This window comes from Lacimicrobium alkaliphilum, assembly GCF_002591895.1.
Lineage (GTDB): Bacteria > Pseudomonadota > Gammaproteobacteria > Enterobacterales > Alteromonadaceae > Lacimicrobium > Lacimicrobium alkaliphilum.
Window position 1 is genome coordinate 199,493 of record NZ_NISX01000005.1, and the last position, 13,306, is coordinate 212,798.

The window sequence follows — 13,306 nt, forward strand, 5'->3', positions numbered from 1 at the left end:
ACGATACGCAACAAGAGGAAACGGGAATGAATACTATCAGGAAACTAGGGCTGTTAGCTGCCTCAATGTCGGCGGTGATAGCTGCCAACGCTCAGGCTGATACCATCAATGTGTACAACTGGAGCGATTATATCGCCGAAGATACCATCGCCAACTTTGAACAAAAGTCCGGCCATAAAGTCGTCTACGACGTATTTGACTCCAACGAAGTACTGGAAGCCAAACTGCTGACCGGCCAGACCGGCTTTGATGTCGTCGTACCTTCGGCTTCATTTCTGGGCCGCCAGATCCGCGCCGGCGTGTTTACCAAACTGGAGCGCGACAAACTGCCCAACTGGAAACACCTGGATCCGCTGCTGATGAGCAAGCTGGAAGTCGTCGATCCCGGGAATCAGTATGCCGTACCCTACCTGTGGGGCACCACAGGAATCGGCTTCAACGAAGATAAGGTGAAACAGGCTCTGGGTGAAGACTATGAAGTCAACAGCTGGGACATGGTGTTCGATCCTGACGTGGTCAGCAAACTGGCAGACTGCGGCGTGGTCACCCTGGATGCCGCCTCTGAGATGGTGCCTGCAGCATTACATTATCTGGGCCTGGATCCCAACTCAAAAGATGCAGATGAGATTCAACAGGCTGGTGAGTTACTAAAATCTATTCGCCCGCATATTCGCTACTTTCACTCGTCCCAATACATTAACGATCTGGCCAATGGCGATATCTGTGTGGCCGTAGGCTGGAGTGGTGATGTATTCCAGGCCGCCGACAGGGCCGATGAAGCCGATAACGGCGTGTCTGTGGGTTATGTTATTCCCAAAGAAGGTGCCGCAATGTGGTTTGATATGCTGGCTATTCCCGCTGACGCGAAAAGCATGGATGCAGCTTATCAGTTCGTGAATCACCTGCTAGAACCAGAAGTAATTGCCGGTGTCAGTGATTATGTCTGGTATCCCAATGCAAATAAAAGCGCCACGTCGCTGGTGGACCCTGAGATTACGTCTAACCCTGCTATCTATCCGCCTCAGGATGTCATGGAAAAGCTTTACACTTTTGAGGTCATGCCTGCAAGGGTATCCCGTGTAGTAAACCGCGTCTGGACAGATGTGAAATCTGGCAGATAAATCTGAACCTGGCGACGGCAAGGCAAGCCGCCATGCAGCCGCCGTTTTCCGGTTGAAGACAACACAACAGGAGCACCTCTGGTGCTCCGCTGTTCAAAGGGTTCAGCAAATGACGTTAAAACATGAGTCCAACACTACCAGTAAGGTATTGATGGAGCTGAAAAATCTGAGTAAAAGCTTTGATGGCCATCAGGCGGTAAGGCATGTGGACCTGAAGATTTATGAGGGTGAGATCTTCGCCCTGCTCGGTGGTTCAGGATGCGGTAAATCGACTTTGTTGCGTATGCTATCGGGTTTCGAACTTCCCACTGAGGGCAGTATCTTATTCGCCGGTGAGGATATCGCCAAGGTTCCGCCCTATAAACGCCCTTTTAATATGATGTTTCAGTCCTATGCTCTGTTTCCGCATATGACCGTAGAGGCTAATGTTGCCTATGGGCTGAAACAGGACAAGATGAAAAAAGCCGATATCGACGCCAGAGTCAGTGAAATGCTGAAACTGGTGCATATGGAAGAATACCGCAAGCGCAAGCCTGATCAGCTCTCCGGTGGTCAGCGGCAGCGCGTAGCCCTGGCCCGTAGTCTGGCGAAAAAACCCCGGTTATTGCTGCTCGATGAGCCAATGGGCGCGCTGGATAAAAAATTGCGCGGCGAGATGCAACTGGAGCTGGTGGATATTATCAAGCAGGTGGGCGTAACCTGCGTAATGGTGACCCACGATCAGGAAGAGGCCATGACAATGGCCGACCGTATTGCCGTGATGCAAGCCGGAGAGATCCTGCAAATCGGTTCGCCCCATGATATTTATGAATATCCCAACTGCCGTTTTGTGGCGGACTTTATCGGCACAGTAAACCTGTTCGACGGCACTATTGCCGATGAAGAGCCGGCTTTTGTGGTGATTGATGTGCCGAATCTGGCTGCACCTATTTATATTGATCACGGCATCAGCGGCCCGGGGGGAAATCGTCGGGTCAATATCGCCATCAGGCCTGAAAAAGTGCGCATGAGTGCCACCCCTCCCGAAGAGAAATATAACTGGGGTAAAGGCATCATCGATGACCTCGCCTATCTGGGGCAACACAGCATTTATCATATTCTGTTACCCGACAACCAGTTTGTGCAGGTTACCCAGACCAATGACAACCGGCGTGAGCGCCCTTTTGAACTGGAGCAGGAAATCTACCTGCACTGGACGCCGGATGCCTGTGTTGTGCTGGAGGAATGAATATGAAAGCACTGACTATGCGATGGTATAAGCTCAGACAGTCGGCCTGGTTAAAGCCCAGAAACAGCGTCATCGCCATTCCTTACCTGTGGCTGCTGCTGTTCTTTTTGGTGCCATTCGTGATCGTGCTGAAAATAAGTTTTGCCGAAGCTCAGATCGCTATTCCGCCCTATACGGATCTGATAACACTGGCTAATGACCAGCTCAGTATCAACATTAACCTGGGCAACTTTGTCTGGCTGTTTAACGACGATCTGTATTTCAGTGCCTATCTCAGTTCTATACGTATCGCACTGGTCTCAACACTATTCTGTCTTCTGATTGGCTACCCCATGGCGCTGGCTATCAGCAGAGCACCGGCGTCAAGCCGCAATGTCCTGTTGTTACTGGTTATCCTGCCTTCATGGACATCATTTCTGATCCGTATCTACGCCTGGATAGGCATCCTCAAACCTAATGGCTATATCAACAATGCATTGATGGCTATGGGAGTCATTGATACGCCAATTGTCATGTTGCACACAGATTTTGCTGTGTATGTGGGCATCGTTTATGCCTATCTGCCATTTATGATTTTGCCCCTGTACGCCAATATGATGAAGCTCGATCATTCTTTGGTAGAGGCCTCGTCAGACCTGGGTGCCTCCCCGGTTACCACCTTGTTTAAGGTAATCATCCCGCTGACCAAGGCCGGCATTATTGCCGGTTGTATGCTGGTGTTTATTCCGGCGGTGGGTGAATTTGTCATCCCCGAGCTGTTAGGCGGTCCGGAAACGCTGATGATTGGCAAAATATTATGGGAAGAGTTCTTCAACAACAGAGACTGGCCAGTGGCCTCTGCCGTAGCCATCATTATGCTGGCGCTGCTGATACTGCCCATCATGTGGTTTGATCGTTATCAGAATAAACAGATGGAGGAGCAGTCATGAACAGGTTTTCCTTCAGCAGAATGATGCTCTGGCTGGGCCTGGTATTTTTGTATGCCCCCATGCTGATACTGATTATCTATTCGTTCAATGAGTCCAGGCTGGTAACCGTCTGGGCGGGCTTTTCTACAAAATGGTACGGCGAGTTACTGCGCAATGACAAGTTGCTGGATGCGGTGGGGAACAGTTTGCAAATTGCATTTTTCTCCGCCTCCGGCGCCGTCGTTCTTGGTACGCTGGCCGCCTACGTGTTAACACGCTTTCGTGGCTTCAAGGGCAGTACCCTGTTGCGGGGTATGATCACCGCACCGCTGGTTATGCCGGAAGTGATTACCGGCTTGTCTCTGTTACTCCTGTTTGTGGCAATGGCGCAGCTTTTAGGCTGGCCGGAAGGACGCGGCATGACCACTATCTGGATCGCCCATACCACCTTTTGTACTGCCTATGTGGCCGTGGTGGTAGGCTCCCGCTTAAGCGAGATGGATATGTCCATTGAGGAAGCAGCCAGAGATCTTGGCGCCTCCCCCATCAAGGTGTTTTTCCAGATCACACTGCCGATTATTGCGCCTGCACTGATATCAGGGTGGCTGCTGGCCTTTACCCTGAGTCTGGACGATCTGGTTATCGCCAGCTTTGTCTCCGGACCGGGCTCAACCACCCTGCCGATGGTGGTGTTTTCTTCAGTCCGCTTAGGAGTCAGCCCGGAAATTAATGCTTTGGCGACCATTATCATCACATTGGTAACGTCTTTGGTGTTTGCCTCATGGTGGTACGCACGCCGGGTGGAGAAAGCCCGCAAACGTGAAATGCAAAGGATGCTCGCATCATGAAAGTCGGACAACGTATAAAAAAACTCAGACAGGTCAGAGGCATGTCACAACGGGAGCTGGCCAAAGCGGTGAATCTGCCTAACAGCACCTTGTCGATGATCGAGCGTGACGCAGTCAGCCCGTCTATCAGCAACCTGCACAAGATTCTGACCGGGTTGGAAATGCCACTGAGCCATTTTTTCACTCATGATTTTAATCAGGGCGAAAAGGTGGTCTATCACGCCGATGAATTACAGGATATCGGCAGTGGTGGCCTGCAGTATCTGCTGGTGGGTGCGGACAAACAGGACAGACAGCTCACTTTTTTAATCGAAACCTATCCGCCTCACAGCGGCACAGGTGATGAATGGATGACCCATGAAGGACATGAGGCCGGTACTGTGCTGGAAGGGGAAATCACGATTCTACAGAACGACCAGGAATATCACCTTAAAGCCGGTGACAGCTATTACCTGAATACCCAGCTTCCCCATCAGTTCATTAATCGTGGGGCGAATGCATGTCGACTGGTGAGTGCCGTAGCACCGGCCAGTTTTTAGTGGCAACCAATAACGTTAACACAGGAGGGGCAATGGCACCTGATAACCTGAACCAATGGCAAGAGTATGTAAAAAGCTTAAAAATAGAGGGGCGTGCCTTTATTAACGGCCATTATACGCCAGCTCAAAGCGGAAAAACCTTTGCCTGTATCAATCCGGCTAACAGCGATGAAATTGCGCAGATTGCGGAATGTGAACAGATCGATGCCGAAAATGCCGTACAGGCCGCCAGTAACAGTTTTAAAGCAGGAGAATGGCGGAATATGGCGCCCAGGCACCGCAAAAAAGTCCTGCTGAAGCTCGCAGAGCTGATTCTGGAACACCGCTGTGAACTGGCAGCCCTGGAAACACTGGATATGGGCAAACCTATCAGCGAAAGCCTGAATGTGGATATTCCCGGCTCCGCCGAAACCATACGCTGGCATGGCGAAGCCATTGACAAGATCTATGACGAAGTTGCCCCCACAGAGGCCAATGTGCTGGCGACTATTACCCGTGAGCCTATTGGTGTGGTGGCGGCGATTACCCCCTGGAACTTCCCGCTGTCGATCGCTTGCTGGAAAATTGGGCCGGCTCTGGCTGCAGGAAACTCTGTGGTGCTTAAGCCATCGGAAAAATCCTCTCTGACCGCCATAAAACTGGCGCAGCTTGCCAGCGAAGCGGGTATTCCCGATGGGGTGTTCAATGTCGTGCCGGGTTATGGCCATACAGTGGGCAAGGCGCTGGCACTGCATATGCAGGTGGATTGTCTGGCCTTTACAGGCTCTACCCGTATTGCCCGCCAGTTGATGATCTACGCCGGTGAGTCAAATATGAAACGGGTGTGGCTGGAAGCCGGAGGTAAAAACCCCAATATCGTGTTTGCCGATTGTGCCGATCTGGACAAAGCCGCCCGCAGCGCCGCCAGCGGCTGTTTTTATAACCAGGGCGAAGTCTGTGTTGCCGCCACCCGTTTGCTGGTTGAGCGCAGTATTCACGATGAGTTTGTGGAAAAAGTGCGCCAGGCCAGTCAGAACTTCAGGCCCGGCGACCCCCTCGACCCCGACACCAATATGGGTGCGCTGGTAGATAAACAGCACCAGGGCAGCGTGTTGCAGTATATCGACAAGGGTAAGCAAGGCGGTGCCACTCTGGCCCTTGGCGGTAAAGCGGCACTGGATGCCGACAAAGGTGCCTTTGTGGAGCCCACTATTTTCACCTCTGTGGATAACAAGATGCCCATCGCCAGAGAAGAGATCTTCGGCCCGGTAATGTCGGTGATTCCCTTCGATGACGAACAGGATGCCATCGCTATTGCCAATGACAGCGATTATGGCCTTGGCGCGGCTCTGTGGACTTCCAGCCTCTCGCGTGCTCACAAGTTGTCGAAACAGCTGCGTGCCGGTTCGGTGTGGATCAATAATTACAATGACGGCGACATGACGGTGCCCTTTGGCGGCTTCAAACAATCAGGGAATGGCAGGGATAAATCCCTGCATGCACTGGAGAAATATACCGAGCTTAAAACCACCTGGATCGAGCTCGACTAACCCGGCAAATTGAAACATCACTGATTCAGGCGACTGACCTTTCGGCCGGTTGCCCGATACCGGCTTGCCCGGTAACAGCCAGGCCCGGCTGTCAGTAGACCGGGCTGAGCGTTAACAGACCGGCCTTCAGGCCACAAAATGACAATAATAGTGGAAGGACAACAAGATGAAACTCAAACACAAACTGCTTACTGTGTCTTTGCTAAGCGCCATGCCCCTTGGCGCGCAGGCAGATGTCAGTGGTTACGTTACACTCACCTCAGACTATATGTTCCGTGGTGTTACGTTAAATGATAAAAGCCCTGCCCTGCAGGGTGGTATCGACTGGGAAAGTGACACTGGCTGGTATGCCGGTGGCTGGGCTTCACAAACGGATGACGGTGAAACCAGTGATGTAGAAGTGGATCTGTTTGCCGGTTACTACGGTGAGATGGGTAACGGTTTCGAATACGATCTGATGGTGATTTACTATGCGCTGTTGGACGACGCCGATTACAACTATTTCGAACTGCATGGTGCGCTGATCCGCCCCGTAAGTGACAGCCTGACGCTCAGCCTGAATATGGATTACACCAATGACAGCATTGCCGCCAAAGGCTTTGGTGATGATCTCAGCGCCCTGCATGTTTCCGCCATTGCAGAATACGATCTGGGCAATGATATGGGGCTGGCGCTAGAATACGGTCGCCAGGGCTGGGACGAAGACGGAGATAGTTATGGCTACAACTGGGGGCGTGTCAGCCTGACTAAGGATTACAATGATTTTTCCTTTGATTTGAGCGCCTGGCACAACAGCCTGGATGATGATGACTCGTCCAGCGTCACGGCTTCTGTCAGCTACAGTTTCTGATCTAACGATTTGCCCAAGCAGCCCGGCCTTATGCCGGGTTGCTACCTAAACATAAATTACATCACCGCTACAGATTTACTTTATGTTTAGGTACTAAAACATTCCGGAGTTTCCATGAGCGATTATATCAACAGTTACTATGCCTATAATGCAGATACAGCTACCCCCTACCCGACGCTGAATGAAGATCTTCAGGCTGATGTCTGTATCATGGGCGGCGGTTTTACCGGGCTTTCTTCGGCGCTGCATCTGGCTAAGGCAGGCTACAAAGTCGTGCTGCTGGAAGCCAACCGTATTGGTTTTGGCGCCACCGGCCGTAATGGTGGCCAAATAGTCAACAGTTACAGCCGTGATGTAGACACCATTGCCAGAAAATATGGCCCGGACATGGGCAAAGCCATGGGCGCCATGATGTTCGAAGGCGGCGATATTATCCGTAGTCTGATCCGGGAGCATCAGATTGATTGCGACCATGTTGATGGTGGTGCCTTTGTCGCGCTGAATCACAAACAGCTCAAAGGCCTGGAAGAACATCAGAAACTCTGGCAGCAATACGGCAATAACAGCATGGAACTGCTGAACAAAAGCTCCCTGAGTAAAATTGTGAAATCGGATCGCTATACCGGTGGCCTCACTGACGGCAAAAGCGGGCATATCCAGCCCCTTAAGCTGGCATTGGGAGAAGCCAGAGCCATCAAAGCCCTTGGCGGAGCGCTGTTTGAACAAAGCCCGATTACCAAAGTAGAAAAAGGCGACAGAGTCAGAGTGCATACCGCCAAAGGCACGGTCAGCGCCGATTTTCTGGTAGTGGGCGCCAATGCCTATCTGAGCCATGTATTACCAGAGCTAATGAAACGCTCCATGCCCTGCGGCACCCAGATTATCACCACCGAAATACTCGGCGAAGACACCTGCCGCGAGCTGCTGCCCGCCAATTACTGTGTCGAAGACTGCAACTACCTGCTTGATTATTATCGCACCACTGCCGACCATCGCCTTCTGTATGGTGGTGGTGTTGTTTATGATGGCCGCGATCCCGATGACATTGAGCGTCTGATCCGGCCAAAGATGGAAAAAACCTTTCCTCAGCTTAAAGGGGTTAAGGTGGACTTTGCCTGGACCGGAAACTTTTTGCTGACCATGTCAAGATTGCCCGAGTTTGGTCGTCTGGATAGTAATATCTACTATATGCAGGGATACAGCGGCCACGGTGTCACCAGTACCCACCTGGCAGGGAAAGTCGTATCCGAAGCGATAAAAGGTCAGGCTGAACGTTTCGATGTATTCAGTAAACTGCCCCATTTGCCCATGCTCGGCGGCCGGGCACTGCAAATCCCTTTTACGGCACTGGGCGCCAGCTACTACAACTTGCGGGATATGCTGGGAATTTGACACAATCTGAACAACGGAAATCCGCGACTACCACATTAGGACTTAAACAAAATATCAACTATCTTTTAAGCTCTTAAAAGCCTATATCCCGGAGATACAGGGGAGCCTGATGTCGGATAGCACGAATACATCCCGGGCGCGCAAATCGGTGCCGGTATTCCGTCTGTTGATGGGGCTGGCGCTGATTCTGATAATTATATTGATAATCGGTAGCCAAATAAACAGTTGGTTGAGTGCACCGTTGCAGACAGAAGATACTCGGCAACTAAAACCAGCCTCACACAAACGGGTAATGTCCACCAGTCATTCCGCTGAGACTCGCCACGGGCCTGGTTCCCCAGATAAAAAGCAAGTTCCCGCATCTGATTCAGCACAAGCCAGCTTTCCTTTTGATACCGGGCACTTGCTGCTGGTTGGTGTCGTATTAAGCAGTGACAAGCTTGGCAGCATTGCCATTATCGAGTACCGGGGTCATCAGAATGGCTATTCCATTGGTGACCGCGTGTATCATCATCAGATTCTGTTAACGCAAATAACGAAGGAAAGTGCTGTCATACAATACCAACAAAACTCACATACGCTTTATCTGCAAAAAAGTACTTCCCGGCCCGGGCTGTCAATCGCCAGCAAAGAAAATGCACCTCCGAGTGAAAAGGGAGATTCAGGTGCCCCTGATTTTGGCCAGTATATTGCTGTTACTCCGGTTTACGAACAGGGAATACCGAACGGACTGCTGGCGACGCCCAAAGGCGACTCAAATGTTTTCCTGAAACTGGGTCTGATGTCGGAAGATGTCATCACAGAAATAAACGGAGTCAGCATGACCAGTTCTGAAGGGCTTGAACGGGCAGACGCTCTGCTGCAGACTCCCGGGCCTCTGCAACTCTCAATAAGACGACAAGGACAGGTAATGACGGTGCTTGTCGATCCACCCCAAGGCTTTTTATAGCGAATAGCGATACTTCATTCCTAGAATCTCAACTACAAACAGCTGATAGTTAAGAAAATGTCGGTTAAATTTACAATTTGATACATGTTGCTCGCAAAGCCACAAAGGAACTGTTTAACATTCAATAGCTTATAAAGCTGGCTCTTATTATGCTTACTTTCTGTATGATTTCGGGATGTAATGGCATTAAGCAGTCCCACCTTACCGACCATACCCATAAGCCGGTTGCCATCCCCCTATCACTGCGAATTAATCAGACATTTAAGGCAAAAGAGCTGTACTGCCTCACTTAAATAAGTGAAGGAGCAAGTGGTGAAACTTGTAATCTGTGTACTTAAAGTTGGCCTGTTGGCCACAGGGCTGCATCTGTTGGGATGTTCATCTGATATTGCCCGTGGCTCAGACAATAATCCTTCTGTTAATCAGACAAAGAATACTGAAAATTCTCAACAACGCCTGCTGTTTGTTTCTAATCAGGATGGTGACAGAGAAATTTACACTGTCAGACTCGATGGTAGTGAACTGCATCAATTAACGCACACCAGTCGTGATGACTATGATGCCAGTTGGTCTCCCGATGGCGGCGCAGTGTTGTTTACTTCCAGCAGAAACGAAGGTAACGCGGAAATTTATGTTATGCAGCCTGATGGCAGCGATCAAAAGCGCTTAACCAATCATCCAGGTTATGACGGTGAAGCCAACTGGTCACCTGACGGCAAACAGATAATATTTTCCTCTGACCGAAATGGCAGCACCATCCATCTTTATACCATGCATCCTGATGGTTCTGAGATCCGTCAGATCACCACCGACAATACTGCAAGTTATGGCTCTCCTGAATGGGCACCGGATGGTCAGTGGATTGCCTATCTTAAATTCAATACTCAGGCCAAGGCTGATACCTGGATAGTGAATGTTAACACCGGTCAACACCAGCAAATTACCAACCACCCCAAACACGAAGACGGTAAAGCCAGTTGGGCACCTGAGTCCACCCGACTTGTCTACCATTCACGCCGCAATAAAGAATTTAATATCTACCAATACGACTTGAAGTTAAATAAAGAGCGCAAACTGACTGATTTGCCCTCTTCCGATTCACAACCCCAATGGTCAAATACCACAGGAGAAATCCTGTTTTTATCCACCCGTGGGCCCCATGGGCGCACACAACTTCATATTATGAAGGAAGATGGTTCCCAGCAACGCAGTTTTACTGATGCTCAGTACCAGATAGATGATGCCATCTGGCTGGCTGATGACTCAGCAATATTGATGGTAAGTTGGCAGGGAGGGCGTTACTCCAATGTGTATGCACTGAATTTATCCGGTAACACACTTTGGGCTATCGCTCCCGCTAAAGGCTATCAAAGCCAGCCCCTGCCAGAACCAGCCGCACTTCCGACAACCGTACCGCAACTTGCAGGCAGCGCCTCGCAAGCTTTGCACTAGGAGGAAGCTTAAATGAAACGGCTAATGACAAAGATGCTTACCGGCACAGTCTCCACCCTGTTTATGGCAGGGATGGTGAGTGCCGCCACAACGACTTATACCAATGATGCTGATTTTGATCTTGGTACTCTTAATTCACTTAACCATGACGCACCCAACAACAATCAGTTACAGCTGAATATGATTGGAGACACCTTTCCGGTACTTTGGGTTGCCAATGCCGGTGAAGATACCATGTCCAGAGTTAACACCGACGGAGATGGTTGCGAGGAGGCCAGATATCTGACGGCATTTGGTGATCCTAACAGCCTGGCAAATCACGGCGCCTTCTCAGGGCCTGCCCCATCAAGAACCGCGGTGGACACCGAAGGCAATGTGTATGTGGCTAACCGGAATTTTTCAGGCAATCGCGCCCCGGAGCTGATTAAAATTGCGGTAGAAGGCGGGGTAGACAGAAATAGCAACGGTGTGATCGACACCTCACAGGATTTAAACAATGACTGCATGATCACACCTGATGAGATGTTACCGGTCATTGATGACAATAATGATGGAATTATCCAGATAGAAGAGTTCAGAGATGAACGGGTAGTCTGGATATCCCCCTTTGCCGGTCCTGCTCATCTGGGGCGCTCTCTGTGCCTCGATACTAATGGGAACCTTTGGGCTGGTACCTATTCCGGTGATCGTGCCTATTACAAATTTGATCAGAATGGTAATTTGCTGGCAGGTCCCATTGCCACCAATGTCAGCAATTATGGGTGCGCGGTAGACTCAGATGGCACACTTTGGGGTGCCACATTGGGTTCTACCCTGGTAGAACTTGATACCAATACCAATACCTGGGTGCAGAACCGTACCGGTCAGAGTAATTACGGCATTGGATTGGGAAACGACAGAGTTTATCTGGGCAGCTCGTTACATGCCTTTAATCCCGCCACCAACAGTTTTCAGCTCAGTATTGCCGGCGGCGGAACCGGCGTTGCAGTAGACGGGGATGGTGCGGTCTGGTTCGGTACACCGACCTTACGCAAGTTTGTCACCGATGGAGCAGGAGATCTCAATACAACTCCTGCCTGCAGTGTTAATACCTTGGGCGGTAGAGGCCCTATTGTAGGACAAGGCGGAAGAATCTGGACCATCAACCTTAACTCAAACAGTGTGTCGCAGTACGACAGCAACTGCAATTTTATCTCCACCGTCCCGGTCGGACGCTCTCCTTACACCTATAGTGACGCCACAGGTTTTGGCGCCCGCAACCAGACCGATCCAACAGGTATCTGGACAGTGATTAGCGATGGTGGCAGTGCCGGTACGCCATGGGATCTGATTAGCTGGAATAATGAACCTGAAGCTTTCATCCCCGCGGGGGGCAGTATCACTGTAGAGGCCCGTAGTGCCGACAATCAGGGTGATCTTGGATTAATGGCCTATATACCGGTTAGCAATAATACCGCGGGTATTGGACTAACCGGAAGGTTTATTCAAATCAGAACCACCCTTCGCCCTGATGCTGCGGGAATCTCACCGATCTTGTCAGATTTGCAGGTCAGCACCGAGGGAGATGTGGTCGAGCCGAGCTGTGATAACAACAGTGATGGAGAAGTGAACCTGACCGACATCGGCAATATTAATTCAAACCGTAATGTAGCGGTACCTCCGGGTGACCCCATCTTTGACCTGAACAGTGACGGTATTATCAATGTACTGGATGCAAGAATCTGCATCCTCCAATGTGATAACGCTCGTTGTGCGATCAGTGGTTAGTGATGGACGATATGAAAAGCATTAACTTTGTAACAGAGAAAGGAAATAAGACATGAAGAAGTTATTCAGAAACCTTTGCGTTGCCATCGCCCTCGGAATTCCGGGTATGGCGATCGCAACCCCTATCATCTCAGTAAATCCTGACTATACGAATGGAACTGTTGGGGATGTGATCTCAGTGGACATTCTATGGGACGGTTCAGCCGATCCAGAGTATTTAGGTGCCTGGGATATCGATTTATCATTCGACAACTCGATTCTCAGCTTTACCAGTGCGACGTTTGGGTTTGGTGTAGACTCCTTGGGCTGCATCGCTTTTTTCACTTGTGATGCCTTTGAGTCTTCACCGGGTATAATCGATCTGTTTGAAGAATCACTGGATAGCGTGGCGGATCTTATGGCTAACCAGGATGGATTAGCTAATCAGTTTGTACTGGCTTCTCTAACCTTCGATGCGATTGGTAATGGTGGAACCGCATTGGCCTTCACCGGCTCCACCCTGACCTTTGGCGATGCCAGCGGTGCGGCGATATCTCCTAATCTCATCAATGGTTTTGTCTGTATTGGTGAGGATGGCTGTGTCACAGTGCCGGAACCAACAGCCATTTTGCTATTGCTCAGTGGGCTGGTTTTGTTAAGACGGTTCCGGAAGCGTTGAAACAATCACAGTCTCGTCAACAAAAATGCTGCCCGGGGGCAGCATTTTTTACTTCTGAGACACGA

12 protein-coding genes are annotated in these 13,306 nt (G+C 50.4%); all 12 read left to right on the forward strand.

The genetic code is table 11. From position 1 onward, the window contains the following. The first annotated feature begins 26 nt into the window (after positions 1–26). The 12 genes from CDA54_RS06965 (at position 27) to CDA54_RS07025 (ending at position 13,241) form a co-directional block, all read left to right on the forward strand. A complete protein-coding gene (locus CDA54_RS06965; RefSeq protein WP_099034264.1) occupies positions 27–1,121 on the forward strand; it encodes an extracellular solute-binding protein in 1,095 nt (364 codons plus the stop codon). 109 nt (positions 1,122–1,230) lie between these two features. Further along, positions 1,231–2,349, forward strand: coding sequence for an ABC transporter ATP-binding protein (locus tag CDA54_RS06970; protein WP_218962379.1), 1,119 nt, complete (start codon positions 1,231–1,233; stop codon positions 2,347–2,349). A gap of 2 nt (positions 2,350–2,351) precedes the next feature. Next, the gene (locus CDA54_RS06975) at positions 2,352–3,278 is read left to right on the forward strand and encodes an ABC transporter permease subunit (protein ID WP_373286084.1); all 927 of its coding nucleotides are present in this window, start codon (positions 2,352–2,354) and stop codon (positions 3,276–3,278) included. Next, entirely contained in the window at positions 3,275–4,105 is an 831-nt protein-coding gene (locus CDA54_RS06980; RefSeq protein WP_099034265.1) for an ABC transporter permease subunit, read from the forward strand. The genes CDA54_RS06975 and CDA54_RS06980 overlap by 4 nt, the downstream gene beginning before the upstream one ends. Further along, the gene (locus CDA54_RS06985; RefSeq protein ID WP_099034266.1) at positions 4,102–4,644 is read left to right on the forward strand and encodes a cupin domain-containing protein; all 543 of its coding nucleotides are present in this window, start codon (positions 4,102–4,104) and stop codon (positions 4,642–4,644) included. The genes CDA54_RS06980 and CDA54_RS06985 overlap by 4 nt, the downstream gene beginning before the upstream one ends. Before the next feature lie 32 nt (positions 4,645–4,676). Then, on the forward strand, positions 4,677–6,173 hold the full coding sequence (locus tag CDA54_RS06990) for an aldehyde dehydrogenase (protein WP_099034267.1): 1,497 nt from the start codon (positions 4,677–4,679) through the stop codon (positions 6,171–6,173). Between the two features lie 166 nt (positions 6,174–6,339). After that, complete coding sequence (locus CDA54_RS06995; protein WP_099034268.1) at positions 6,340–7,023, forward strand: TorF family putative porin; 684 nt, start codon at positions 6,340–6,342, stop codon at positions 7,021–7,023. A gap of 114 nt (positions 7,024–7,137) precedes the next feature. Continuing rightward, positions 7,138–8,415: an NAD(P)/FAD-dependent oxidoreductase gene (locus CDA54_RS07000; protein ID WP_099034269.1), complete on the forward strand. Its 1,278-nt coding sequence runs from the start codon at positions 7,138–7,140 to the stop codon at positions 8,413–8,415. A gap of 109 nt (positions 8,416–8,524) precedes the next feature. Continuing rightward, the gene (locus CDA54_RS07005; protein ID WP_099034270.1) at positions 8,525–9,364 is read left to right on the forward strand and encodes a type II secretion system protein N; all 840 of its coding nucleotides are present in this window, start codon (positions 8,525–8,527) and stop codon (positions 9,362–9,364) included. Positions 9,365–9,676: 312 nt separating this feature from the next. Continuing rightward, a complete protein-coding gene (locus CDA54_RS07015; protein WP_180237134.1) occupies positions 9,677–10,816 on the forward strand; it encodes a TolB family protein in 1,140 nt (379 codons plus the stop codon). 12 nt (positions 10,817–10,828) lie between these two features. Continuing rightward, entirely contained in the window at positions 10,829–12,583 is a 1,755-nt protein-coding gene (locus tag CDA54_RS07020; protein ID WP_099034273.1) for a hypothetical protein, read from the forward strand. A 52-nt stretch (positions 12,584–12,635) separates the two neighbouring features. Then, complete coding sequence (locus CDA54_RS07025; RefSeq protein WP_099034274.1) at positions 12,636–13,241, forward strand: cohesin domain-containing protein; 606 nt, start codon at positions 12,636–12,638, stop codon at positions 13,239–13,241. Positions 13,242–13,306: the final 65 nt, after the last annotated feature.